Genomic DNA, 24,492 nt, shown 5'->3' with positions numbered 1-24,492 from the left:
CCTCACTCGTACGAACCGAGGTCCGCGATCGCGGAGAACCCGAGCCCGTACGCGCTCATCCCGCGGCCGTAAGCACCCAGGTGGACCCCGCTGCCGGTGGACCCGGCCAGCACCCAGCCGAACTCCGACTCGCGGTAGTGGAAGGCCGTCGGCTCCCCGTCCACGGGCAGCGACAGCGTGGACCAGTCCTCACCGGCCAGGTCGTCCGCCAGCTCCCACGCGGCCTCGGTCTGCTGGTCCAGCCAGTCGTCGCGCAGCGTGTGGTCCATCTGGCCGGGCCAGCTGTAGGCCAGCAGTCCGGAGCCGGCCAGCCAGGCCGCCGAGGCGACCGAGGTGGCCTCCAGGACTCCGGTGCCGTCTCCGCTGCGGCGCAGCGGGTTGCTCGCCACGGTGATGACCACCGCGAAGCGCTCCTTCTCGCCGGTGGCGATCTCACCCCGGGCGGAGGGCTCGTCGCCGTGGCCGGTGGAGCCGTGCTCCACGGTGCCGTCGGCGGCGGTACCGACCTGCATGAGCCAGCGGGGGCCGCTGAAGGCCCCGTCCAGGCCGTACCAGGGGAAGTCCGCGGCCAGGAACCCCTCGGCCGTCCGGCGGGCCGCCGGTACGGGCGCAGGGGCCTCCTGTGGCTGCGTATCACCGTGCGGGCCGGTATCCGGCTCCTGGCCGGGTGCGCCTGCGGGGGCGAGGGCCTCCGCGGTCTGCGTCCCTGCCCGGCTGCTGCTCGTCGTCTCCATCTGGGCGGCCTCTCGTTCCGTGGGGTCCGGAACGGCCCTCCCCCTCGCTTCGCTGGGGGGACCCCCTCCCTCGGGCGTCCTGCGATCCGGACAGATGGAGGATAGCCATCCGACCGCGGATCGCCGGGCAGGCCGCGCGTCAGGTGGCGTCGGCGTCGAAGCGCGAGTGCTGCTCCGGGGCGGGGGCGGCGGGCTTCTTCAGCAGGTCGGGGCCGGTCACGGCGGGCGTGGCGGCGGCGGCCGGGGCGCTGTCGGACGCCGAGCTCTTCACGGCGTCGGAGACGTCGTTCAGCTCCTTGCGAAGGTCGAAGCTGCCGCGGATCTCCTTGAGGTCCTCGTTCTCGGTCAGCTGCTTGCGGATGAAGGTCTTCGGATTCAGGTCCTCGAACTCGAAGTCCTTGAATTCCGGGCCGAGTTCGGAGCGGATGTCGTGCTTCGCACTGTCGGAGAACTCACGGATCTTCCGGACGAAGCCGGTGACGTCCTGAATGACCTTGGGCAGCTTTTCCGGGCCGAAGATGAGAATGCCGAGCACCACGATCGTGACAAGTTCGAGTGCGCCTATGTCGTTGAACACTTGCCGCTCCTCGGCTCTCTCTCACTTCGGGCCCCGACACACGGTACCCGTCGTTGCCCGCGGGCCCATACCTCCGTACCGCCTCCGCGGCGGTTTCACCCGGCCGTCATGCCGCGCTCATGAGCCGTTCGCCGATCCGAGGACCACTTTCAGTGTGCTTTCGCGGCCGTCGCGCAGCACCGTGAGGGTCAGCGGATCTCCGGGGCGATGGGCCCGGATCTTGATGATCAGCTCGTCACCGCCGCGCACTCGCTGTCCGTCCACCTTGGTGATCACGTCTCCGGCCCTGATCCCGGCGCGCGCGCCCGGTCCGTCGGCGACCACGGACGGCTTGCCGTCCTCGCCCTTGTCCCCGACCCGGGCTCCGTCGCCCGTGTAGTCCATGTCGAGCGTGACCCCGATGACGGGGTGCGTGGCGCGGCCGGTGCGGATGAGCTCCTCGGCGACGCGCTTGCCCTGGTTGATGGGGATGGCGAAGCCGAGCCCGATGGAGCCGCCCTGCCGGGTGGGGTCGTCCTTGTCGGCCCCGCGGATGGCGCTGTTGATGCCGACCACGTGGGCCTTGGCGTCGAGGAGCGGGCCGCCGGAGTTCCCCGGGTTGATGGGGGCGTCGGTCTGCAGCGCGTCGACGTAGCTGATGTCGCTGCCGTCGCCCTTGTCGCCGCCCGCGGTGACGGGCCGGCCGGTGGCGCTGATGATGCCGGCGGTGACGGTGTTGGAGAGGTCGAACGGCGCACCGATGGCCACCACCGGATCACCGACCTTCACGTTCTCGGAGTTGCCCAGGCTCAGCGGCTGGAGCCCGCGCACCCCGCTGACCTTGACCACGGCCAGGTCGTAGCCGGAGTCGCGGCCGACCAGCTCGGCGGTGACGCTCTCGCCGGTGCTGAAGGTGACCGCTATCTCCTTGGAGTCGGCCACCACGTGGTTGTTGGTCAGGATGTGCCCCTGCTGGTCGAGCACGAAGCCGGTGCCCGTACCGCTGCCCTTCGCGCCCCGCACGTGCAGGGTCACCACCCCGGGCAGGGCGGTGGCCGCGATGCCGGCCACGCTCTCGGGTGCCCGGCCCTTGTCGGCGGCGGCTGCCTGGGGCAGTTCCAGCCGGGTGTTGCTGCGCCGTTCGGCGAGCACGCCGGCGTAGCCGCCGATCCCGCCCGCGAGCAGGGCCGTTCCGAGGCTGAGGGCCACCACCTGCCACAGCCTGATCCCGCGCGGCGTCCGGCCCCGGTCCACGACCTGCAGCGGCACGGCGGCCCAGGGGTCGTACCGCACCGCGGGGGCATCGGCCGCCTGCTGCGCCGGCTCGCCCCCGCCGGAGGGCTCGCCGAAGGTCACGCCACCGTCGGACCCAGTGCCGTCGGACTCGCTGCCGTCGGACCCGCTCCCGGCTTCGGGCCGGGGCGCGGGAACGCCCTCGCGGCGGCCGTCCTCGGCCGTCCCCTCGGGCCGGCTCCACCACTGCGGAGCCGGATCGGTCTGCTGCCTGTCGGCCATGGGCGCTCCCCGCGTACCTATGCGCATGTGCCGCAGATTCAATCAGGTCCCGCGTCAGCGCAGCAGGGAGACCGGGCGGGCCGGGACCTGCGGGGAGGGCCGCAGCGGCGGCAGCGGGGTCGCCACGGCCGACAGGAGGGTCGGGACGGCCGCGGGGGTGGGCAGGCGGTCACGTGCCCCCTGATCGGCCACGGGCAGGGCGGGAGGACCGGGCCGGGAGGCCGGGGCCGGGGAATCGCCCCTGAGGTTCGGGTCCGCCTCCAGTGGCAGGGCGCCACCGAGCGCGAGCGCGGCCAGCGAGACGGCCCCGGCGGCGACGAACGCGAACCGGCGGCGCGGCCGGCCCACCTCGTGGATGCGGAAGCCGTCCTGCGGCTCGGGACGGGCGGCGACCGGCAGTCCGTACGCGAACGCGTCGAACGGGCCGGCCCCCGTGGTGCCGGGCGGACCGGCGGGGCCGGACGGGTCGTCGAGACCGCCGCCCGGCAGCCCCTGCAGCCGGGCCAGCAGCCCGGCGGACAGCGGTGGCGGCGCGCTCTCCACGAACATGGTCTTCAGACGGCGCTGGGCATCGGCCTCGGCCTTGCACTTGGCGCAGGTCGCCAGGTGGGCCAGGACCCGGTCGCGGGCATCGTGCTTCAGCTCCCCGTCCACGAGGGCGGCAAGCCGGTCGCCCAGGTGCTGTTCGGCGGGGGACGGACTGACCTCGCTCACTCGGCTCCGCCCTCTCCCCCGGCGCCGGGTGCGCCCATCGCCACTCCCGCCAGCGCGCGCTGCTCGGCGCGGGCCTCGGGAGAACGGTGCTTGAGCGCCTTGCGCAGGTGTGAACGGCCCCGGTGGATACGGCTGCGCACGGTGCCGAGCTTCACCCCGAGGGTCGCGGCGATCTCCTCGTACGAAAGACCCTCGATGTCGCACAGCACCACGGCCGCGCGGAACTCGGGGGCGAGGGTGTCCAGCGCCTGCTGCACGTCCGCGTCGAAGTGGGTGTCGTGCAGGACCTGCTGCGGGGACGGCTCACGGCTGGGCAGCCGGTCGGCGGCGTCGTCGCCGAGCGCGTCGAAGCGGATCCGCTGCTTGCGGCGGACCATGTCCAGGAAGAGGTTCGTGGTGATGCGGTGCAGCCAGCCCTCGAACGTGCCGGGCGTGTAGGTGGACAGCGAGCGGAAGACCCGGACGAAGACCTCCTGGGTCAGGTCCTCGGCGTCGTGCTGGTTGCCCGTCAGACGGTAGGCAAGGCGGTAGACCCGCGCGCTGTGCGTGCTGACGATCTCCTCCCACGAAGGAGGGGTCCACGCCTGGGAGCCCGCATCGGCGGCAAAGGTCGCGGTGGTTGCGGTGTCTGCGGTGTGGAAGCGGTCAGCAATGTTGGTCACGGATTTCGGCTCACCCGCCGACCAGAAGAGGCGTCTCAGTACGCCCCCACGATCCACAGGCGCAGCCGCACCTCCCCTATCGGCTCTGGTGGTGTCCAGCGGAGTCCCTACCATAGCCACCCCCTCTGTCAGCTCCGGATAAGCGTTTTTGCAGTATCTTTACGCGAGACTTAGGCCCCGGAGCGGTCCCGGCCGTCGATCTGCCCGGCACCGTCCCTTCTTATCCCGCCTCCACCCTTCACAACGCCCGGTCCCATCTGCGGGTTCCCGACGTCAACGGATACAGTCACCGTTGCGCCAACTATGGGGACAGGAGAGGGTCATTACCGGCAACCGGCAGACGAGCTGGGCGTTCGCCGACGCGTTTGTCGCCGAGGACGACGCTCTGCGATGGGCCCGCGACCGGTCCAGGGAAGCGGGCCTGCGGTCCGTCTCACCCGGCACCGGGGCCGCGCTGCGCCTGCTGGCCGCCACCGCGGACGCCAAGGCGGTCGCCGAGATCGGCACCGGAACCGGTGTCTCCGGCATCCACCTCCTGCACGGAATGCGCCCCGACGGGGTCCTGACCACCGTGGATCCCGAGGCGGACCGGCAGGCCTTCGCCCGCCAGGCCTTCCGCGCCGCCGGCTTCGCGGGCAACCGCGCCCGCTTCATCCCCGGCCGCGCCCTCGACGTACTGCCCCGGCTCGCCGACGGCGGATACGACCTCGTCTTCTGCGACGGGGACCCTTCCGAGTCCCTCGACTACCTCGCCGAATCGTTGCGGCTGCTGCGCCCCGGCGGACTGGTGTGCTTCGAGGGGGTCTTCTCCGACGGCCGTACGGTCGACTCCGCGGCCCAGCCGGTGGAGGTGCTGCGCGTCCGCGAGCTGCTGCGCAGCGTCCGCGAGAGCCCCGCCCTGGAGGCCGCGCTGCTCCCGGTGGGCGACGGGCTGCTGTGCGCCGTGCGCCGCTGACCACCGGGGGCGCGCCGAAGGCTCCCGTAGGGCGCGTCCTGCGGCCCTGCCGGGCGGCGGGTCAGCTCAGGAGCGCGAAGGTGAGGGCCGCGGTGCCGCCGAGCGCGGTGCCGGCGAGGAGCTGGGCCGGGGTGTGCGCCCCCAGCACCAGCCGGGACCAGCCCACCGCCGCGGCGACCAGGGCCGCGGGGAGCACCTGGATCCCGAGGACGAGCAGCAGGATCATCACGGTGCCGCCGGCCACCGACATGTGGATCGATATCTGCCAGACGATCGTGACGAGCAGCGACGACACGAGGCCCACCAGCATCGCGACGACGAGCGCGAACACCTCCCGGGGGGCGCCCAGGACGTGCAGGAGGGTGATCCCGGCGACGACGGAGACCAGGCTCAGGGCCATCGGGACGATGCGCTGGCGCCGCACCCGGATGTGCTGGTCGGTCAGTGCGCCCCGGTGGACGCCGAGGGTGATGATCCCGATCGGGACCACCCCGCAGAACAGGGCGGCGAGCAGACCCCAGCCGAGCCCGGCCCACGAGGCGGTGCTGTGCCATCCGACGAGCAGGAGCAGCGCGACCACGAGGTTCGCCGGGGCCAGCACGTCGGAGAGGACCCGGGCCGCCTTCTGGCGGGGCGTGCAGTCCGCGAAGGCGGGCGGCGCGGGCGGGGCGAAGGTCATGGCATGGCTCCCGAAGAGGTCAGGTCCAGGGGTGCTTGCAGGTCGGGCCGGCCCGGGCCGGGGCACGACACAACGCTGCCCCGGCCGCTGATCGCGGTCGGGGCAGCGCAGAGAATGCAGAAACGCAGAAGGTGGAAGTGCTGTCAGTGCCCCCGGAGGGTCAGCCGACGACCTTCTTCAGGGCGTCACCCAGGGCGTCCGCCTCATCAGGGGTCAGCTCGACGACAAGCCGACCGCCGCCCTCGAGCGGTACGCGCATGACGATGCCCCGCCCCTCCTTGGTGACCTCGAGCGGGCCGTCGCCCGTCCGCGGCTTCATGGCCGCCATGCTCGTTCCCCTTCCTGAAACCAGCTCATCGTCAGCCGACGGCCCCATTCAGGCGCCTAATACCCGGCATCGAACACATTGCTTCCCAGCCATTATCCCGCATGTCAGGACCCGATGACCAACATCGCCCGTGAACGCTTGGGCAACGCGCTCGACCAAAACCACTCATTTCGGGGATCCGCCTGCGATACTTCGCCGCCGCACCCGGGAAGCGGCATCGGCTTTCTTTGACGCACATCACATGTGCGCGCCACGTCCGGTCCGCCATGCTGGCCCTTGCACCGGACAGTACCGACCGGTAGCCCAGCCCGCGACGAAGGGGGACCCCCTGCCATGGCCGACAGCGTGCTCTACGAAGTGACCGACGGACTCGCCACCATCACGATCAACCGTCCGGACGCGATGAACGCGATGAACACCGAGGCCAAGGTCGCCCTGCGCGACGCGGTCCAGGCCGCCGCCGCGGACACCGCCGTTCGGGCCGTTCTGCTCACCGCGGCCGGCGACCGGGCCTTCTGCGTGGGCCAGGACCTCAAGGAGCACATCGGGAACCTCGCCTCGGACCGCGAGACCGGTTCCTCGCTGACCATGACCACGGTCGCCGACCACTACAACCCGATCGTGCGGGCGCTCACCGAGATGCCGAAGCCCGTGGTGGCCGGGGTCAACGGCGTCGCGGCCGGAGCGGGCTTCGGCTTCGCGCTGGCGGCGGACTTCAGGGTCGTCGCCGACACCGCGTCCTTCAACACCTCGTTCGCCGGGGTGGCGCTGACGGCCGACTCCGGGGTCTCGTGGACCCTGCCCCGTCTGATCGGCGCCTCCCGCGCCTCGGACCTGCTGCTCTTCCCGCGTTCGGTCAAGGCGCAGGAGGCGTTCGAGCTGGGCATCGTCAACCGCCTGGTGCCCGCGGACTCCCTGCACGCCGAGGCGGAGGCGGTGGCCCGCACCCTGGCCGCCGGCCCGACGGTCGCGTACGCCGCGCTGAAGGAGTCCCTGGCCTACGGGGCCTCCCACACGCTCTCCGAGGCGCTGGCCCACGAGGACGCCCTCCAGACCCGTGCAGGGGCCTCCGAGGACCACTCCATCGCCGTCCAGGCCTTCCTCGCGAAGCAGCCGCCGAAGTACCTGGGCCGCTGAGGCCGGCCCGCGGCCCGGCCGGTCAGGCCGGGTCGCGGGAGACGCAGGCGGCCAGGTGGTCGTTGACCAGCCCGCAGGCCTGCATCAGGGCGTAGGCCGTCGTGGGGCCGACGAAGCGGATGCCGGCCTTCTTCAGGGCCTTGGCGAGGGCGGTGGACTCCGTCGTGACCGCCGGGACCTCGGTGACGGTCAGCGGGGCCGGTCCCGGCTCCTCGGGGGCGTGGGACCAGATGAGGGTGTCCAGTTCGCCCGGCTCCCACCCGGCGAGGACCTTCGCGTTGGCGAGGGTCGCCTCGATCTTGGCCCGGTTGCGGATGATCCCCTCGTCGGTCAGCAGCCGCTCCGCGTCCCCGTCGCCGAACTCCGCGACCGCGGCGATCGAGAAGTCGCGGAAGGCCTTACGGAACCCCTCCCGGCGGCGCAGGATCGTCAGCCAGGACAGCCCCGACTGGAAGGCCTCCAGGCACAGGCGCTCGTACAGGGCGTCGTCGCCGTGGACCGGGCGGCCCCACTCGGTGTCGTGGTAGGCCACGTAGTCCGGCGTGGACAGCGCCCACGGGCAGCGCAGCAGCCCGTCCGCGCCCGCGACCGGACCGGTCACCGTTCGCCGCCCTTGGCGAGGTCGACGTGCGCGGGCGCGTCCGCCGGGGCGTCGGCGGGCTCCGCCGCCGGGGCCTGGGACCGGGCCGTCAGCTGCGCGATGCGCGCGTCCCGTTCGGCCAGTTCGGCCGCGAGCCGCTCCAGCACGTCGTCCACCTCGGCCATCCGGTACCCGCGCGGGGCGACCGGCAGCCGCAGCGCGTCGATGTCCTCGCGCACGACGGGCCGGCTCTCCGGCAGACCGTCCGCCACCCGGTCCGGCTCCGCTTCCGGCAGGACGGCCTCCGAACCGCCGCCGATCACCGCCAGGGTGACCGCTGCCACGACCACGACCAGCGCGATCATCAAGAAGAAGAACACGATCAACTCCCCTGAGAGACTTCCGGCCACCAGGTTAAGGTCGCAGGCGAGGCGCAAGGGCCGCCGAAGGAGGAAAGAGCAGGATGCTGCGACTGGGCAGGCGCGAGTTCGACACCCACGAGCCGGTGATCATGGCCATCGTGAACCGGACGCCGGACTCCTTCTACGACCAGGGCGCGACGTTCCGCGACGAGCCGGCGCTGGACCGGGTCGAACACGCCATCGCCGAGGGCGCCGCGATCATCGACATCGGCGGCGTCAAGGCCGGCCCGGGCGAGCACGTGGACGCGGCCGAGGAGGCGCGGCGCACGGTCGGCTTCGTGGCCGAGGTACGGCGCCGCCACCCGGACGTGGTGATCAGCGTGGACACCTGGCGGCACGAGGTCGGCGAGGCGGTCTGCGAGGCCGGCGCCGATGTCCTCAACGACGCCTGGGGCGGGGTGGACCCGAGGCTGGCGGAGGTGGCCGCGCGCCACGGCGCGGGCCTGGTCTGCACCCACGCGGGCGGCGTGGAGCCGCGCACCCGGCCGCACCGGACCGCGTACGAGGACGTCATGGAGGACGTCCTGCGCGTGACGGTCGGGCTGGCGGAGCGGGCGGCGGCGCTGGGTGTGCGCCGGGACGCCATCATGATCGACCCCGGCCACGACTTCGGGAAGAACACCCGGCACTCGCTGGAGGCCACGCGCCGGCTGGACGAGATGACGGCGACCGGCTGGCCGGTCCTGGTCTCCCTGTCCAACAAGGACTTCGTCGGCGAGACCCTCGACAAGCCGGTCAAGGAACGCCTGCTGGGCACCCTGGCCACGACGGCCGTCTCGGCCTGGCTGGGCGCGCAGGTCTACCGCGTCCACGAGGTCGCCGAGACCCGGCAGATCCTGGACATGGTCCGCTCCATCCAGGGCCACCGTCCCCCGGCGGTCGCCCGCCGCGGCCTGGCCTGAGGCCTTCCGGGTCCGGGGCGGACCGCCCCGGACCCCGGGGCCTACTTGCCGACTTCCTTCGTCACCAGCGCGATGGCCTCGTCCACGTCGTCCGTGACGTGGAACAGGTAGAGGTCCTTCTCCGAGGCCTTGCCCTGGGCGATCACCGTGTTCCGCAGCCAGTCGATCAGGCCGCTCCAGTACTCCGTGCCGAACAGCACGATCGGGAAGCGGGTGATCTTCTGGGTCTGGACCAGGGTCAGCGCCTCGAACAGCTCGTCCAGCGTGCCCAGGCCGCCCGGCAGGACGACGAAGCCCTGGCTGTACTTCACGAACATCGTCTTGCGGACGAAGAAGTACCGGAAGTTCAGCCCGAGATCGACGTGCTCGTTCAGCCCCTGCTCGAAGGGCAGCTCGATGCCGAGGCCGACGGAGATGCCGCTGGCCTCCCGGGCGCCCTTGTTGGCCGCCTCCATCGCCCCCGGACCGCCGCCGGTGATCACCGCGAAGCCGGCGTCGACCAGCGCGCTGCCGATCCGTACGCCCGCGTCGTACTCGGGCGAGCCCTGCGGCGTACGGGCCGAACCGAACACGCTGATCGCGGGCGGCAGCTCGGCGAGCGTGCCGAAGCCCTCGATGAACTCCGACTGGATGCGCAGGACCCGCCAGGGATCGGTGTGCACCCACTCGGAGGGCCCGGCCGAATCCAGCAGCCGCTGGTCCGTCGTACTGCCCGCCTGCACCTGGCTCCGCCTCCTCAACACCGGCCCGAGCTGCTGCTCCTCGGGCCGGCGACGAGCGGAACCTTCGGGATTGCCGTGGTTGCCCATGCTGTGCTCCCTCCTGCTGATCGTTGGATCAGGGTAGGCGCACAAAGGTGACGAGAAGCGGAATTCAGGAGGTCAGCCAGGCGCGGAGTCGTTCCTCGCAGTGCAGGATCGCCTTCGTCTCGACGCGTTCGTCGACCTTGTGCGCCAGCAGGGCGTCGCCCGGACCGTAGTTGACCGCCGGGACTCCGAGGGCGCTGAAGCGGGCGACGTCCGTCCAGCCGAACTTGGGCATCGCCCGGCCGCCGACCGCCTCCATGAAGGCCGCCGCCGCCGGGTGGGACAGCCCCGGGAGGGCGCCGCCCGAGGAGTCGTCGACCACGAACTCGGCGATGTCGCAGTCCGCGAACACCTCCCGTACGTGGGCCAGCGCCTCGGCCTCGGTACGGTCCGGGGCGTAGCGGAAGTTGACCGTCACCGTGCACGCGTCGGGGATGACGTTGTTGGCGACGCCGCCCGCGATGCGGACCGCGTTGAGGCCCTCGTGGTACTCCAGGCCGTCGATGACCGGCTTGCGGGGCTCGTAGGCCGCCAGCCGGGCGAGGATCGGGCCCGCCGTGTGGATGGCGTTGGAGCCCATCCAGCTGCGGGCGGAGTGGGCGCGCTCGCCGGCGGTGCGCAGCAGGACGCGCAGGGTGCCCTGGCAGCCGCCCTCGACCTCGGCGTTGGAGGGTTCCAGCAGGACGGCGAAGTCGCCCGTCAGCCAGTCGGGGTGGGCTTCGGCGACCTTGCCGAGGCCGTTGAGGTCGGCGGCGACCTCCTCCTGGTCGTAGAAGACGAAGGTGAGGTCCCGGTTGGGCTCGGGCACGGTCGCGGCGATGCGCAGCTGCACGGCGACACCGGACTTCATGTCGGTGGTGCCGCAGCCCCACAGCACGTCGTTCTCGTCGAGGCGGGAGGGCACGTTGTCGGCGATCGGCACGGTGTCGAGGTGGCCGGCGAGCACGACGCGCTCGGCCCGGCCGAGGTTCGTTCGGGCCACGACGTTGTTGCCGAAGCGGTCCACGGTCAGGTGGGCAAGGCCCCGCAACGCGTGTTCCACGAGGTCGGCGAGTACCTTCTCGTCGCCGCTCACGGACGGAATGTCGACGAGCCGGGCGGTCAGCTCGGCGGCGTCCAGGGTGAGGTCCAGCTCGGATTCGGACATGGAGCTGACCCTAATGCCCCGAGCTGCGGCAAAGCCTCCTGCGTCCGGCCGGTGGACGCGTCATATGCCTCAAGTACGGTGGGCCGCGTGTCCGAGACCCGTGATCCCCGTCCTCGTCGCCGCCGGCTGCTCCGGGCGGTGGTCGGTCTGCTCGTTCTCCTCGCGGTGATCGGGTATTTCGCCGTGCAGCGCGATTCGAACGGTGGCGGCGGTGCCCCGTTCTGCGTGGCCGGCGCGGATCCGGTCGGGGAGGACGAAACGTCCGCGACGTACGAGATGTCCCCGGAGCAGGCGGCGAACGCGGCGACGATAGCCGCGGTCGGCATCGCGAAGGGGCTGCCGGACCGGGCGGTGACCATCGCGCTGGCGACCGCCATGCAGGAGTCGGCGCTGCGCAACCTCGACCACGGCGACCGGGACTCCCTGGGCCTCTTCCAGCAGCGGCCGTCGATGGGCTGGGGCACTCCGGAGCAGATCACGGACCCCGTCTACTCGGCCGGGATCTTCTACGACCACCTCGTCGACGTGCCGGGGTACTCGCGGCTGCCGCTGACGGTGGCCGCGCAGAAGGTGCAGCGCAGCGGGTTCCCGCAGGCGTACGCGAAGCACGAGCCGGACGCGACCGTGCTGACGGCGGCCTTCGCCGGGGGCGGCACCGTGAACTGCGGCGGGCCCGCGCCGACGGGGCCGGGCGATCCGCAGCGGGTGCGGGCCGACCTGGTCCGGATCTTCGGTGAGGACGGGCCGCACACGTTCGCCGCGCAGGGCGGCGGCCAGGCCGGCCGGAGCGTCGGCGGGGGCCAGGGCACACCGGAGGCCGAGGTGACCCTGGTGGAGAAGCGCGACGGCGGCGAGGCCGCCACGCGCCGCAGCCGGGCGATGGCCCACTGGGCGGTGGCCAACTCCAAGGAGCTGGGCATCTCCCGGGTCTCCTACGACCGGCACGGCTGGATCGGGGGCCGGGACCGCGGACGGTGGCAGGACCGGGGCGGCGCGAAGACCGAGGACGGCAAGGGGGATCCCTACGGCGCGGGACCGGGCGAGGTGCGGATCTTCCTGGCCCGCTGATCCCCGCGGCGGGCCGGGGCACGCGCCGGAGGCGCCCGGGCTCACGTACGAGTGATCACTCCTGAGGGGGGATCCGTGTAGCGGGCCACGTATCCCGGATCCGGAAGGAAGCCCTGGTCGGCGCGCATCCAATGCGCTTTTCGCGGAAGCCGATTAAACGATGCGTTACCGATCCTTTACCCACCGGCACCGCAACTCCACCCGCCCCCGGAGCGGTTAGTCACGGCGTACTCAGCCGCTACCGCTTAGGAGCAACATGTCTCTCCCCCTGACCCGCCGGATCGCCCGTGCCGCGCTGCTGATCGCAGCCGGGGCCGCTCCCGTGGTCGGTGCGGCCGGCGCGGCCAGTGCCGCCGGTCTGGAGTCCGTGCCGCAGCTGGGCCAGCTCACCGCACCCGACGCCGCCACGGCCACGGACGCCACGGCCGCGGCCACGGACGCCGTGGACACCGCCGGCGGCGCCACCAAGAGCCTGCCGGCTCCCGCCTCCGAGGTGGCCGGTACCGCGCAGGGCCTGCTCGGCGGGCTGCCCGCGGCCCAGGAGCTGCCGGTGTCCTCGCTGCCGGCCTCCGGCGGCCTGCCGGGCGGACTGCCCGGGGGCCTGCCCGGCGGCCTGCCGCTGGTCGGCTGACGCCGCAGGAACCACCGAGGGGGCCGGGAGTGTGAACTCCCGGCCCCCTCGGGCATTCTCGCCGTGGAACGCGGCCGGTCAGCCGAGGCGCTTGACCGCGGCCTCCACGCGCTCGTCGGTGGCGGTGAAGGCGACGCGCACGAACCGTGCGCCCGCCTCGCCGTAGAAGTCGCCCGGCGCGACCAGGATGCCGAGGCCGGCGAGGTGGGCGACGGTGTCCCAGCAGGGCTCGTCGCGGGTCACCCACAGGTAGAGGCTGGCCTCGCTGTGCTCGACCCGGAAGCCGTGCGCCTCCAGGGCCGTGCGCAGCGCGGCGCGGCGGGCGGCGTAGCGCTCGCGCTGCTCCTCGACGTGGGTGTCGTCGCCGAGCGCGGCGACGGTGGCAGCCTGCACCGGGGCGGGGGTCATCATGCCGCCGTGCTTGCGGATCTCCAGCAGCTCGCCGAGCACTTCGGCGTCACCGGCGACGAAGGCCGCCCGGTAGCCGGCCAGGTTGGAGCGCTTGGAGAGGGAGTGGACCGCGACGATGCCCTCGTACGAGCCGCCGCACACGTCGTCGTGGAGGACGGAGACGGGCTCGGCCTCCCAGCCCAGCTCCAGGTAGCACTCGTCGCTGAAGAGCAGGATCCCGTGCTCGCGCGCCCAGGCCACGATCCGGACGAGCTCCTCCTTGGCGAGGACCTTGCCGGTGGGGTTGGACGGGGAGTTGAGCCACAGCAGCTTCACGCCGGCCGGGTCGAGGTCGGTCGGGTCGTCGTAGACGACCGCCTCTGCGCCGCACAGCCGCGCGCCGACCTCGTAGGTGGGGTAGGCGAGCCGGGGGTAGGCGACCTTGTCACCGGCGCCCAGGCCCAGCTGGGTCGGCAGCCAGGCGACCAGTTCCTTGGAGCCGACGACCGGCAGGACGTTGCGGTGTCCGGCGGCGCTCGCTCCGAGGCGGCCGCGCACCCAGCCGGTGATCGCGTCGCGCAGGGCGACGGTGCCCCACACGGTCGGGTAGCCCGGGGAGTCGGCGGCCTCGATCAGGGCGCGCCGGATCAGCTGCGGGACCGGGTCGACGGGCGTGCCGACCGAGAGGTCGACGATGCCGTCCGCGTGGGCCGCCGCCGTGGCCTTGTACGGCTCCAGCTTGTCCCAGGGGAAGGCGGGAAGACGGTCGGATACTGCGGCCACGGTGGTCTCTGCTCTCTCTGGGTGCTGGTTGCGGGGTCGGAGTACGCCCCGGTAAACACGTCGGTCCCGTGCGGCGGGAAGGCCGTACGGGACCGAGGGGCGCGTCTGCCTGAAAGGTCAGTGCTCGCCGTTGATACCGGCGGGCAGCGCCGCGACGAAGGGGTGATCGCGCTCGATCAGGCCCAGCTTGGAGGCACCACCGGGCGAACCGAGCTCGTCGAAGAACTCGACATTCGCCTTGTAGTAGTCCTTCCACTCCTCCGGGGTGTCGTCCTCGTAGAAGATGGCCTCGACCGGGCAGACCGGCTCACACGCGCCACAGTCGACGCACTCGTCCGGGTGGATGTACAAGGACCGCTGGCCCTCGTAGATGCAGTCGACGGGGCACTCTTCGATGCATGCCTTGTCCTTGACGTCGACACAAGGCTCCGCGATGACGTAGGTCACGCTCTCGTTCCTCCTCGGTAGGGCTTTCCATATCGCGCGGGAGCGCGGCGTCGTCGATGCCCGCACCTAGTATCTCCGTTCCCGGGCACGATCCGAACAGGAGGGGCGGACAGAGCTGTGGAAATCACTGCCGGTGGACTGCTGGAGGTCCGAATCACCCCGGCTGACGTGGGTAAACGAGTCTCTGTACGACGGGTGGAGACCGGACTGAGCGCATCACCCGAGTTCACGGACACGGTCGGGGTTCTCACATCCTGGGACCAGGGTGTGCTGCTGATCACAAAGAAGAACGGGCAGTCCGTCCGTATCGCGGAATCGTCGCTGGTGGCAGGCAAGACCGTGCCTCCGGCGCCGGCCCGGCGACGGGGTCCGGCGGCCTCCTTCGAGGAGCTTTCGAGGGTCACGGCGCGGGCCTGGCAGCCGCTGGAGAGCGAGCCCCTGGGCGACTGGACGCTGCGGGCGGCCGCCGGATTCACCCGGCGGGCCAACTCCGTGCTGCCGCTCGGCGACCCGGGGATACCCCTGGACGATGCACTCGCGCGAGTGACCTCCTGGTACGCGCGGCGCTCCCTCCCGGCCTATGTGCAGGTGGCCACGGGCGCGGCCGGCACCCAGGAGATGCTCGCCGCGGAGCTGGAGCGGCGCGGCTGGGCGTCCGAGGTGTCGGCGGAGGTACAGATCGGCGCGCTGGCGCCGGTGGGTGACGTGGACGCGCCCGCGGCCGGGGCCGTACGTCTGACCCGTGTCCCGGACGAGGACTGGCTCGGGCGCTACGGGAAGGTGAGCGACCCGGACCTGGCCCGGCGGATGCTGGTCGAGGGACCGTCGGTGTGGTTCGCGGCGCTGGCCGGGGGCCGGGCGATCGGGCGGTGCGTGGTGGACGGCCGGTGGGCCGGCTTCGCGGCGGTGACGGTCGATCCCGCGCACCGGCGGGAGGGCCTGGCGACGGCGGTGATGGCCGCGCTGGCCCGGCGGGCGCTGGAGGAGGGCGCGTCGGCGGCATGGCTCCAGGTCGAGACGGACAATCCGGGGGCGCTGGCCCTGTACGACGGGCTGGGCTTCGCGACGCACCACACCTACCACCACTACCGGGCGGCGACGTGAGCGCGGAGGCCTGGCGGGAGCAGTTCGCGGCCGAGGCCCGCGCCGAGCGGCCCGATCTGGCGCTGCTGTGCCTGCTGCTGGCGACCGAGGGGGACCCGGAGCTGGACGAGCGCGCCATGGACTGGGCACAGATCGAGCTGGACCGGCTGGCCGGGATGCTGCCGTACGGGCTGCGCGGCGGGCGGGCGTGGGCGTCCGCGGTGACGGAACTGCTGGGCGGGCGCCTGGGGTTCCACGGCACCCCGGCGGACTACGACCGGCTGTCGTCCTCGCTGCTGCACGAGGTACTGAGGCGGCGGCGCGGGCTGCCGATCCTGCTGTCGGTGGTGTGGCTGGAGGTCGCCCGGCGGGCCGGTGCGCCGGTGTACGGGCTGGGGCTGCCGGGGCACTTCGTGGTGGGCTTCGGGGACCCGGAGGAGGGTGTGGTGGTGGACCCGTTCGCGGGCGGCGCGTCGCTGGGCACGGGGCCGGCGGAGCTGGCGTCGGGGCCGCGCGAGCCGGCCAGGACGCTGGACATCGTGCTGCGGATCCTGGGGAACATCAGGGCCTGGGCCTCGGCCCGTCCGGAGCACTCGGGAGTGGCCCTGTGGGCGCTGGAGCTGTCGCTGCTGCTGCCGTCGCACCCGGCGGCGCTGCGGTACGAGCGGGCGCGGCTGCTGGTGGAGCGGGGTTCCTTCCGGGAGGGCGCGGCCGAGCTGGACGCGTACGCCGGGGTGGTGTCCACGGTGGACGCCGAAGCGGCGGCCCGGATCCGCTCGGAGGCCCTCTCCGCCCGCGCGCTGCTGAACTGACCCGCCGCCGCACGGTGCGACGGCCAGTGCCCCCGCCCGGGTCCGGGCGGGGGCACTGGCCGTGGCAGGCGGGTCAGCTGGGGTTGGTGTCGATGACCACGGTGCGCTCGGCCGTGGTCTTGCCGCGCAGGGCCTTGCCGAGGGCGCCGGCGATGTCCTGCGGGGTGACGGCCGTCTTGTCGCCGGTGCCGCGGGTGATCAGGATCCCGTCGAAGGTGTTCCCGTAGGTCGCCTTGAGCGCCTCCAGGTCGTACTTCTCGGTCAGCCGGCCGTCCACGGCCGACATGCTCAGGATCTTGGGCAGGGACCTGCTGCCGAAGGCCAGGGACTTCGTGCCCACCTTGACGATGGCGTTGGCGGACATCGCCGGCTCGGCGAACTCCTTCATGGCCCGGTCCAGTTCGGCCTGGCCGACGGCCGGCGCCTTCGTGGTCGTCGGCAGTTCGGCGACGGCCGCCTTGCCGGTGGCGACCTGGTCCTTGAAGGCCTTGGTCACCAACGGGACGGAGACGTCCACGTCGAGGGTGGTGCCGGGGGTGCCGGGGACCGCGACGGCCTTGCCGGTGTCGAACTTGATGGAGGCCTCGGTGGCCGATCCGGCCGTGCCCGCGAGTTCCTGCAGCGCGACCTGGAGCTTCTCCTCGTCGATCGGCATCACCGGGTCCGCGACCCGGTGGTTGCCGAGGAGCGAGCCGATGACCGTGACCGGGTTGTAGTCGCTGCCGGCCGCGTTGCGGACGGTGGTCTGCGCGTCCAGGGTCAGACCGGCCTTCTCCGGCTTCAGCTCGACCGGCTTGCCGCCGACGCTGAGCTGGATCGGGGCGGCGGCGCGGGTGCCGAAGGCCGTCTGGAGCTTGGAGACGGCCTCGTCGCGGCTGCCGCTGATGTCGACGTCGAGGACGGTGGTGCCCTTGGGGACGTCGGAGTGGTTCAGGAGCAGCCCGGCGCCGTAGGCCACGCCGATGAGGCCGATGACCGCGCCGCCGAGCAGGACCGCCTTGGAGCGGCCCTTCTTGGCGGGCTTGCCGGTGGCCTTCGGCTGGGCGGGCGCGGGCCGGGGGGTGGCCGGCGCGGGGGCCGGTACGGGGCCGGGCAGCGGGCCGTCCAGGTCCGGGCCGGGCCACTGCGGAGCCTCGTCGAAGGCGGCCGCGCCGGCCGGGCCGCCGACGGGGCCGGTGCCGAAGCCGGGGCCGCCGGTCGGTCCGGCGGGAGCGCTGCCGTAGGCCGGGAACGCCTCGGTGACGGGGCCGCCGTCGCCCTGGTCGGCGCCGTACGCGGGGAAGCCCTGGGTGCTGCCGACGCCCGGGCCGCCGGGCATCGGGGCCGTGGGAGCGGGCATGGGGGCCTGGGCGAAGCCCTGGCCGTAGTCCGCCGCGGGCGGCTGCGGGGTGCGCTGCGGCGCGTAGGCGGCGTTCGGCCCGGACATCGGCGGGGCCTGGGCGCGCGGCGGGGCGGCGTAGCCCGCGCCCGGCCCGGCCGGCGGCGGCGTGGGGGTCGGGGTCGGCGTCGGGGACGGCGTCCGGGTGGGCAGCGGCATCTGGCCCGTGGCGGGGCCCGGTGCGGGCGCCGGGGCCTGCGCCGCCGGCTTGCGGGGGGCGAACCAGTTGCTGGCGGCCGCCTCCTCGGCCTCGGCCGGGGCGGGCGCCTGGGCGTGGGGCGGCTCGGGCGCGGCCTCGATGCGGGTCGGCTGCGGCTTCGGGCGCTGCGCGAGCGGCGGCTGGGACGCCGGCCCGGGCGCGGGCTCCGGACCGGGCTGCTCCCCGGATCCGGCCGGGCCGGAGTTGGTGCCCATCGCCTTGCGCACGACCACCGGCGGGATCGGCCGCGAACCCGGGATGTTGATCCGGATCCGGGTCGTCAGGGTGGTCTCTGTCTTGGGCCCGTCGGAATCGGGCGTGGACGGCTTCGAGGTCACAGAGTTCTCCTCCGGAGCGGTCGCCGCAGCGTCCGTGGACGGGTACTGGCCGGTTCCGTACGGCGGTGTACCCGAGGGGTAGGCGGCTCCACCGTGCCCCTTGGGCCCGGAGGACGAACTGTCGGTTTCACGACTCAAGGCAGGTTCTCCCGGTTGGCTCCGCCGCCCGTCATTGGGTGCGCGGGCAGCTCGGCGGCCCGTCCACCATACTGGCCGCCGCCCGCACGCAACTGACTGCGGGGAATCAGGGGTTCCTGATAGTCCCGGTCAAACCCCTCTGAAGCGCCCGCCGGGCCGCGGCGCGCGCCCCTCGCCGTACCTCCCTACGAGGTCCGACATCACGTCACTTGGCAGGCCGGGCGGCCGAAACCGGCCGATCCTGCGGACCGCGCATCGTGGCGCACATCACAGCGAGAACCGTTCCACCCAAAAGGTAGACGTACGTGCCGATTCCGGACGAACCGAGGAGGAAGTCCCCCTCGGGGCGCGGGACGCTGAGCATCACGTACGAGAGGAACCAGCCCGCCGCGGCGCCGCCCACACCGGGGCCGGTGCCGAGGGCGATCCGGCCGCCGAGGAACAGCCCGAAGACCGCCAGCAGGGCGAGCAGCAGACCGCCGGGGAACCACAGGTCCACCACCAGCCAGCCGGCCGCTCCGGTCAGTACGCCCAGGACGAGCAGACCCAGGCAGCCGGCGATCCGCCCGGCCGTCAGCGTGCCGCTCACGCCTGGACCCCCGCGAAGAGGTCGTGTTCGCGTTCGCCCGCCGGGGCGCCCGGCCGGCCCTCGGCCAGTTCGTAGTACTCGCGGGTGAACAGCGGCTGCGCCAGGTCGTTGGAGAGCGCGAAGAAGGGCCCGTCCACGGCGATCTGGGTGGCGTGCGCCCGCATGGCGGCCGCCTTCGCCGCAACGAAGGTGTCCTTGGCGTCGATCTCGGCGGTGATCCGCTCGTCGGCGACGACCCCCGGCACGTCCTCGGGCGAGCCCACTCCCGGGAAGGTCACCTCGCCGCCCGCGGCGCGCAGCCGGGCGAAACCCTCCTCGACCACCGAGCGCGGGACGCGGTTCCAGTAGATCTTCCCGACCGTGTGGGGCGCGCCGAGGTCGCGCCGGTACGCGGTTTCCGCGGCCAGTTCGGCGGCGCGCATGGCGACCCGGTGGGCCTGGATGTGGTCCGGGTGCCCGTATCCGCCGTCCGGGTCGTAGGTGACGAGCACCTGCGGGCGCAGCTCCCGGATCACCTCCACGAGGTACGAGGCGGCCTCGTCCACGTCGGCGGCCCAGAAGGCCTCCGGGCGGTGGTTCTGCGGGGCGCCCATCATCCCGGAGTCCCGGAAGCGGCCGGGGCCGCCGAGGAACCGGTGGTCGTGGACGCCCAGTTCGGCCATGGCCGCGGCGAGCTCGCCGACGCGGTGGGCGCCGAGGGCGTCGTCGCGGTCGGCCGCCAGGTGGGCGAGACCGGGCGGGATGACCTCACCCTCCTCGCCGAGGGTGCAGGTCACCAGCGCGACGTGGGCACCCTCGGCCGCGTACTTGGCCATGGTGACGCCGTTGTTGATCGACTCGTCGTCGGGGTGCGCGTGCACGAGGAGCAGACGACGGGCGGGAAGACCGTTCATGGGGCCCAGCCTACGAGGCCGGAGCTAGAACTTGAGGCCACTGATCATGCTCGCCACGTTCGAGGTGAGCTGGCTGAGGGTCGGGGCGATGGTGGAACTCGCCAGGTAGAAGCCGAGCAGTACGCAGACCACCGCATGTCCCGCCTTCAGGCCCGCCCTTCGGACCAGCAGGAAGACGATGATCGCCAGCAGCACCACGGCGGAGATCGAGAGTGCCACGGCGTTTCACCTCCACGTCGAGCGGATATCGGTACGCGTATTCGTGCTCGGCAGGAGTCATACCCACCGTGCGCTACGGATCATAACTATCCGTACCAGCGCATCGATCGAAATCCGGCAGCACGAGGGGCGCATGCCGCGCATGAGTGGGGTCACGGGGAGGCCGGCCGGCGAGGCTGTACGCCTCCCCGGCCGGCTGTCGGCACCCGCACGGCCGCACGGCATCCAGGCTGCACGCCTCAGATCTCGGGGCAGAAACGGTCAAGTTGCCTCCGTGTTAACGGGGTTGAGGGGTACGGCGGCCGTTCCCCGTCGTACGCACAGCGGTGGCCGGAAATGATCGGTGGGCGGCTACTCCTTCGTCAGCGGATCCGCCGGCGGGGGTGACGGCGGATCCGAGGGCGGGACCGGCGGCGCGTCCGACGGCGCGTCCGACGGCGGGACCACCTGCTTCTCCGCCGCGAAGTGACAGGCCGACGGGTGCGCCGCGGGGCCCGGGGGGAAGACCTGCGGCACCGCGAGCAGCGGGACCTCGGCCGTGCAGCGGGGCTCGGCCTTCCAGCAGCGGGTGCGGAAGGGGCAGCCCGAGGGCGGGTTGGCCGGGGAGGGCACGTCACCGGTGAGGATGATCCGCTCGCGGTGGGCGCGGGCCTCCGGGTCCGGGACGGGGACGGCGGAGAGCAGTGCCTGGGTGTACGGGTGGGTCGGGTGGTCGTAGATCTCGCGGTCGGTGCCGATCTCGACGATCCGGCCCAGGTACATGACCCCGACCCGGTCGGAGATGTGCCGGACGATCGAGAGGTCGTGCGCGATGAAGACGTAGGACAGGTCGAAGTCGCTCTGGAGCCGGTCCAGCAGGTTGATCACCTGGGCCTGGACGGAGACGTCCAGTGCGGAGACGGGCTCGTCCGCGACGATGATCTCGGGCTGCAGGGCGAGGCCGCGGGCGATGCCGATGCGCTGGCGCTGGCCGCCGGAGAACTGGTGCGGGTAGCGGTTGATGTACTCCGGGTTCAGACCGACGACGTCGAGCAATTCCTGGACCCGTTGGCGGCGCGAGCCCTTGGGAGCCACCTCGGGATGGATCTCGTACGGCTCCCCGATGATGTCGCCGACCGTCATGCGCGGGTTCAGCGAGGTGTACGGGTCCTGGAAGACCATCTGGATGTTGCGGCGCACGGCCTTCAGGGCGCGCCCCGACAGCTTGGTGATGTCCTCGCCCTTGTACGAGATCGCACCCGCGGTGGGCCGCTCCAGGTTGACGAGCATCTTGGCCACGGTGGACTTGCCGCAGCCGGACTCGCCGACGATGCCCAGCGTCTCACCGGCGCGCAGGTCGAAGGAGACCCCGTCGACGGCCTTGACCGCGCCGACCTGCTTGCGGAAGACGACGCCCCGGGTGAGCGGGTAGTGCTTGACCAGGTCCTTCACTTCCAGAAGGGGCTCAGCCATGGAGGCACTCCTTCCAGAAGTGGCAGGCGCTGGTCCGCTCCACCGGGGACTCGGTCACCCGGTACAGCGGGGGGACGTCGGTGCGGCACACCGCCTGCGCCATCGGACAGCGCGGGTTGAAGGCGCAGCCGGGCGGGATGGCCACCAGGTTCGGCGGCAGGCCCTTGATGGCGTACAGCTCCTGGCCCTTCTGGTCCAGGCGCGGGATGGAGTCCAGGAGGCCGCGCGTGTACGGGTGCGCGGGCGCCTTGTAGATCTCGTGGACGGGGGCCGCCTCGACGATCCGGCCCGCGTACATGACCGCGATCTTGTCGGCGACATCGGCAACCACGCCCAGGTCGTGGGTGATCAGGATGAGGCCCATGTTCAGCTCGCGCTGCAGCTCGGCCAGCAGGTCCATCACCTGGGCCTGGACGGTGACGTCCAGGGCCGTCGTCGGCTCGTCCGCGATGATCAGCGAGGGCTCCAGGGCCAGTGCCATGGCGATCATGATGCGCTGGCGCATGCCGCCCGAGAACTGGTGCGGGTAGTCCCCCACCCGCTCCTTCGCCGCCGGGATCTTCACCCGGTCCATCAGCTCGACGGCCTTGCGCTTGGCGTCCTTGCGGGACGTCCCGCGGTGGACCTCGTACATCTCGCCGAGCTGCGCACCCACGCTCAGGACCGGGTTCAGGGAGGAGAGCGCGTCCTGGAAGATCATCGCCATCTCGGCGCCGCGGACCTTCCGGCGCTCCTCCTCCTTCATCTTGAGGAGGTCCTTGCCCTTGAAGAGGATCTCGCCGCCCGCGATGCGGCCCGGCGGCATGTCGAGGATGCCCATCACGGCCTGGGCGGTCACCGACTTGCCGGAGCCGGACTCGCCGAGCACGGCGAGCGTCTCGCCCTCGGCCACCGAGTAGTTGACGCCGTTGACGGCCTTGGCGACTCCGTCGCGCGTCTTGAATTCCACGTGCAGGTCGCGGACTTCGAGCAGCATGTGCGGGGCTCCTCAGCGCAGCTTGGGGTCGAGGGCGTCGCGCACCGCGTCGCCGAGCATGATGAAGGCGAGCACGGTCAGGCTCAGCGCGCCGGCCGGCCAGAGCAGCATGTGCGGGGCGTTGCGGATCTGCGAGGCCGCGTTGGAGATGTCGATGCCCCAGGAGACGGTGGGCGGGCGCAGGCCGACGCCGAGGAAGGACAGGGTGGCCTCCAGGGCGATGTAGGTGCCGAGCGCGATGGTCGCGACGACGATGACCGGGGCGACGGCGTTGGGCGCCACGTGCCGGAGCATCATCCGGCCGTTGCCGGCGCCGAGGGCCCGGGCGGCCTGGACGTAGTCGTTCTGCTTGGCGGTGATGACGGAGCCGCGGCCGATGCGGGCGATCTGCGGCCAGCCGAGGAGCACGATGAAGCCGACGACCGGCCAGACGGTGGTGCTGGTGACCACGGACAGGAAGACCAGGCCGCCGAGGACGACGGGGATGCCGAAGAAGATGTCCGCGACCCGGGACAGCAGCGCGTCGCCCCAGCCGCCGAAGAACCCGGCGAGCCCGCCGAGCACCGAGCCGAGCAGGGCCGCGCCGAGGGTGGCGCAGACGCCCACGGTGATGGAGGCGCGGGCCCCGTAGACGGTACGGGTGTACACGTCGCAGCCCTGGGTGTCGTAGCCGAAGGGGTGGCCCGGGGAGGAGCCCTGCTGCGACTTGGACAGGTCGCACTGCAGCGGGTCGCCGCTCGCGATGAGCTGCGGCCAGATCGAGATGATCACGAGGAAGAGGATCATGAGCGAGGAGATGACGAAGACGGGGTTGCGGCGCAGCTGGTGCCAGGCGTCGGACCACAGGGAGCGGGGCTTCTCGCCGGGGCCGGTCCCGCCCCGGGGGCCGGTCTTCTCGATGCCCTCCAGGCTCTCGGCCTCCTCCAGCGCGAGATCCATGGGGCCGCCCTGCCCGGTCGGGGAGACCGCCTCGTGCGGGCGGGGACCGACGGGGTCGTAGCCACCGGGCCCTTCGGGGCGCTCGGGGTCAGGCATAACGGATCCTCGGGTCCAGGACCGCGTAGAGCAGGTCGACGAGCAGGTTCGCCAGCAGGAAGACGATGACGAGGATGGTCACGAAGCCCACGACCGTCGGGGAGTTGTTGCGCAGGATGCCCTGGTAGAGCTGGTATCCGACGCCGTGGATGTTGAAGATCCGCTCGGTGACGATGGCTCCGCCCATCAGGGCGCCGATGTCGGTGCCGATGAAGGTGACGACGGGGATGAGCGAGTTGCGCAGCAGGTGGCGGGTGACGACCCGGCGGCGCGGCAGACCCTTGGCGACGGCGGTGCGCACGTAGTCGGCCTTGACGTTCTCGGCGATGGAGGTGCGGGAGAGCCGGGTGACGTAGGCGAGGGAGACCAGCGCGAGCACGATGCCGGGCAGGATCAGCTCGCCGAAGGGGGCGTCCGGGGAGACGGTGGGCCGCACCCAGCCCCATTTGACGCCGAAGAGGTACTGGAGCAGATAGCCCGTCACGAACGTCGGCACGGAGATGACGACGAGGGTGAGCACCAGCACGGTGGTGTCGACGGACCTGCCGCGGCGCAGACCGCTGATCACGCCGAGGGTGATGCCGATGACGATCTCGAAGAAGATCGCGACGATGGTCAGGCGCAGGGTGACGGGGAAGGCGCTGGCCATCAGCTCGGTGACGGGCTGGCCGTTGAAGGCCGTGCCGAAGTCGCCCTGGAAGATCTGGCCCATGTAGTGGAGGTACTGCTTCCACAGCGGCTGGTCGAGATAGAGGTCCTTGCGGATGCGCGCGGCGGTGGCCGGGTCGGGTGCCTTGTCGCCGAACAGGGCCGCGACCGGATCACCGAGCGCGTACACCATGAAGAAGATCAGGAACGTGCTGCCGATGAACACCGGGATCATCTGGAGCAGCCGCCGGATCACATAACGTCCCATGGACTGCT

Annotated in this window: 27 protein-coding genes and 1 pseudogene; 7 read left to right on the top strand and 21 right to left on the bottom strand. The window is 72.2% G+C overall.

Annotated elements, in window-relative coordinates:
* Window positions 1-2: 2 nt before the first annotated feature.
* The 5 genes and pseudogenes from OG753_RS27315 to sigE form a co-directional block, all read right to left on the bottom strand.
* Window positions 3-734, bottom strand: a complete 732-nt coding sequence (locus tag OG753_RS27315; protein ID WP_327264301.1) for a hypothetical protein — start codon at window positions 732-734, stop codon at window positions 3-5.
* 139 nt (window positions 735-873) lie between these two features.
* Window positions 874-1,311 (bottom strand): sec-independent translocase, encoded by a 438-nt coding sequence (locus OG753_RS27310; protein ID WP_405790494.1) that lies wholly within the window; start codon window positions 1,309-1,311, stop codon window positions 874-876.
* Window positions 1,312-1,428: 117 nt separating this feature from the next.
* Complete coding sequence (locus tag OG753_RS27305; protein WP_405790492.1) at window positions 1,429-2,805, bottom strand: S1C family serine protease; 1,377 nt, start codon at window positions 2,803-2,805, stop codon at window positions 1,429-1,431.
* 234 nt (window positions 2,806-3,039) lie between these two features.
* Window positions 3,040-3,519 (bottom strand): annotated as a pseudogene (locus OG753_RS27300) (anti-sigma factor family protein); the annotation flags it as partial.
* Window positions 3,516-4,295, bottom strand: coding sequence for an RNA polymerase sigma factor SigE (gene sigE / locus OG753_RS27295; protein WP_327264298.1), 780 nt, complete (start codon window positions 4,293-4,295; stop codon window positions 3,516-3,518). The pseudogene OG753_RS27300 and the gene sigE, both read right to left, overlap by 4 nt.
* A 178-nt stretch (window positions 4,296-4,473) precedes the next feature.
* Between sigE and OG753_RS27290 the strand changes: the two genes are divergently transcribed.
* Window positions 4,474-5,136, top strand: coding sequence for an O-methyltransferase (locus tag OG753_RS27290; protein ID WP_030385883.1), 663 nt, complete (start codon window positions 4,474-4,476; stop codon window positions 5,134-5,136).
* Between the two features lie 61 nt (window positions 5,137-5,197).
* Here the strand turns inward: OG753_RS27290 and OG753_RS27285 are convergent, their stop codons facing one another.
* The gene (locus OG753_RS27285; protein ID WP_405790490.1) at window positions 5,198-5,815 is read right to left on the bottom strand and encodes a hypothetical protein; all 618 of its coding nucleotides are present in this window, start codon (window positions 5,813-5,815) and stop codon (window positions 5,198-5,200) included.
* 160 nt (window positions 5,816-5,975) lie between these two features.
* Window positions 5,976-6,143, bottom strand: coding sequence for a DUF3117 domain-containing protein (locus tag OG753_RS27280; protein ID WP_003966491.1), 168 nt, complete (start codon window positions 6,141-6,143; stop codon window positions 5,976-5,978).
* 333 nt (window positions 6,144-6,476) lie between these two features.
* Between OG753_RS27280 and OG753_RS27275 the strand changes: the two genes are divergently transcribed.
* Window positions 6,477-7,280, top strand: a complete 804-nt coding sequence (locus OG753_RS27275) for an enoyl-CoA hydratase-related protein (RefSeq protein WP_327264296.1) — start codon at window positions 6,477-6,479, stop codon at window positions 7,278-7,280.
* Window positions 7,281-7,302: 22 nt separating this feature from the next.
* Here OG753_RS27275 and OG753_RS27270 read toward each other — a convergent pair whose 3' ends face one another.
* Entirely contained in the window at window positions 7,303-7,881 is a 579-nt protein-coding gene (locus tag OG753_RS27270) for a DNA-3-methyladenine glycosylase I (protein ID WP_327264295.1), read from the bottom strand.
* Complete coding sequence (locus tag OG753_RS27265; RefSeq protein ID WP_405792823.1) at window positions 7,878-8,246, bottom strand: DivIVA domain-containing protein; 369 nt, start codon at window positions 8,244-8,246, stop codon at window positions 7,878-7,880. The genes OG753_RS27270 and OG753_RS27265 overlap by 4 nt, the downstream gene beginning before the upstream one ends.
* 77 nt (window positions 8,247-8,323) lie before the next feature.
* Between OG753_RS27265 and folP the strand changes: the two genes are divergently transcribed.
* Window positions 8,324-9,184 carry a dihydropteroate synthase gene (gene folP / locus OG753_RS27260; protein ID WP_327264294.1) on the top strand — a complete coding sequence of 287 codons (861 nt, stop codon included), beginning with the start codon at window positions 8,324-8,326 and terminating at the stop codon, window positions 9,182-9,184.
* A 41-nt stretch (window positions 9,185-9,225) separates the two neighbouring features.
* Here folP and OG753_RS27255 read toward each other — a convergent pair whose 3' ends face one another.
* Entirely contained in the window at window positions 9,226-9,993 is a 768-nt protein-coding gene (locus OG753_RS27255; RefSeq protein WP_327264293.1) for a TIGR00730 family Rossman fold protein, read from the bottom strand.
* A gap of 64 nt (window positions 9,994-10,057) precedes the next feature.
* Entirely contained in the window at window positions 10,058-11,137 is a 1,080-nt protein-coding gene (gene dapE, locus OG753_RS27250; RefSeq protein ID WP_327264292.1) for a succinyl-diaminopimelate desuccinylase, read from the bottom strand.
* 87 nt (window positions 11,138-11,224) lie between these two features.
* On the opposite strand from dapE, the gene OG753_RS27245 reads away from it, so the two are divergent.
* Both OG753_RS27245 and OG753_RS27240 read left to right on the top strand, forming a co-directional pair.
* The gene (locus tag OG753_RS27245) at window positions 11,225-12,205 is read left to right on the top strand and encodes a hypothetical protein (RefSeq protein ID WP_405790487.1); all 981 of its coding nucleotides are present in this window, start codon (window positions 11,225-11,227) and stop codon (window positions 12,203-12,205) included.
* Window positions 12,206-12,461: 256 nt separating this feature from the next.
* A complete protein-coding gene (locus OG753_RS27240) occupies window positions 12,462-12,836 on the top strand; it encodes an ATP-binding protein (RefSeq protein WP_405790485.1) in 375 nt (124 codons plus the stop codon).
* A 78-nt stretch (window positions 12,837-12,914) separates the two neighbouring features.
* Here OG753_RS27240 and dapC read toward each other — a convergent pair whose 3' ends face one another.
* Both dapC and fdxA read right to left on the bottom strand, forming a co-directional pair.
* The gene (dapC, locus tag OG753_RS27235; RefSeq protein WP_405790484.1) at window positions 12,915-14,009 is read right to left on the bottom strand and encodes a succinyldiaminopimelate transaminase; all 1,095 of its coding nucleotides are present in this window, start codon (window positions 14,007-14,009) and stop codon (window positions 12,915-12,917) included.
* Between the two features lie 117 nt (window positions 14,010-14,126).
* Window positions 14,127-14,456, bottom strand: a complete 330-nt coding sequence (gene fdxA / locus OG753_RS27230) for a ferredoxin (protein ID WP_030011906.1) — start codon at window positions 14,454-14,456, stop codon at window positions 14,127-14,129.
* A gap of 117 nt (window positions 14,457-14,573) precedes the next feature.
* Between fdxA and OG753_RS27225 the strand changes: the two genes are divergently transcribed.
* Together OG753_RS27225 and OG753_RS27220 are read left to right on the top strand one after the other, a co-directional pair.
* Window positions 14,574-15,560 carry a GNAT family N-acetyltransferase gene (locus OG753_RS27225; protein ID WP_405790482.1) on the top strand — a complete coding sequence of 329 codons (987 nt, stop codon included), beginning with the start codon at window positions 14,574-14,576 and terminating at the stop codon, window positions 15,558-15,560.
* Entirely contained in the window at window positions 15,458-16,351 is an 894-nt protein-coding gene (locus OG753_RS27220) for a transglutaminase-like domain-containing protein (protein WP_405790481.1), read from the top strand. The genes OG753_RS27225 and OG753_RS27220 overlap by 103 nt, the downstream gene beginning before the upstream one ends.
* Window positions 16,352-16,424: 73 nt before the next feature.
* Here the strand turns inward: OG753_RS27220 and OG753_RS27215 are convergent, their stop codons facing one another.
* From OG753_RS27215 to OG753_RS27180, 8 genes are all read right to left on the bottom strand, one after another.
* Entirely contained in the window at window positions 16,425-18,266 is a 1,842-nt protein-coding gene (locus OG753_RS27215; RefSeq protein ID WP_405790479.1) for a peptidoglycan binding domain-containing protein, read from the bottom strand.
* 343 nt (window positions 18,267-18,609) lie between these two features.
* Window positions 18,610-18,993, bottom strand: a complete 384-nt coding sequence (locus OG753_RS27210; protein ID WP_327264285.1) for a DUF6113 family protein — start codon at window positions 18,991-18,993, stop codon at window positions 18,610-18,612.
* Window positions 18,990-19,886, bottom strand: a complete 897-nt coding sequence (mshB, locus tag OG753_RS27205) for an N-acetyl-1-D-myo-inositol-2-amino-2-deoxy-alpha-D-glucopyranoside deacetylase (protein ID WP_327264284.1) — start codon at window positions 19,884-19,886, stop codon at window positions 18,990-18,992. The genes OG753_RS27210 and mshB overlap by 4 nt, the downstream gene beginning before the upstream one ends.
* 24 nt (window positions 19,887-19,910) lie before the next feature.
* Window positions 19,911-20,105, bottom strand: a complete 195-nt coding sequence (locus OG753_RS27200) for a hypothetical protein (protein ID WP_030012369.1) — start codon at window positions 20,103-20,105, stop codon at window positions 19,911-19,913.
* 351 nt (window positions 20,106-20,456) lie between these two features.
* Window positions 20,457-21,557 (bottom strand): ABC transporter ATP-binding protein, encoded by a 1,101-nt coding sequence (locus OG753_RS27195; protein ID WP_405790478.1) that lies wholly within the window; start codon window positions 21,555-21,557, stop codon window positions 20,457-20,459.
* The gene (locus OG753_RS27190) at window positions 21,550-22,533 is read right to left on the bottom strand and encodes an ABC transporter ATP-binding protein (RefSeq protein WP_405790477.1); all 984 of its coding nucleotides are present in this window, start codon (window positions 22,531-22,533) and stop codon (window positions 21,550-21,552) included. Before OG753_RS27190 ends, OG753_RS27195 begins: the two co-directional genes overlap by 8 nt.
* A 12-nt stretch (window positions 22,534-22,545) precedes the next feature.
* Window positions 22,546-23,568, bottom strand: a complete 1,023-nt coding sequence (locus OG753_RS27185) for an ABC transporter permease (protein WP_383203170.1) — start codon at window positions 23,566-23,568, stop codon at window positions 22,546-22,548.
* Window positions 23,561-24,484 carry an ABC transporter permease gene (locus tag OG753_RS27180; protein ID WP_327264281.1) on the bottom strand — a complete coding sequence of 308 codons (924 nt, stop codon included), beginning with the start codon at window positions 24,482-24,484 and terminating at the stop codon, window positions 23,561-23,563. Before OG753_RS27180 ends, OG753_RS27185 begins: the two co-directional genes overlap by 8 nt.
* Window positions 24,485-24,492 lie beyond the last annotated feature (8 nt).

It is taken from the genome of Streptomyces sp. NBC_00029, from assembly GCF_045160505.1.
Classification (GTDB): Bacteria; Actinomycetota; Actinomycetes; order Streptomycetales; family Streptomycetaceae; genus Streptomyces.
Note: the sequence above shows the minus strand (reverse complement) of the source record. Positions and strands in the feature narration are given on the sequence as shown.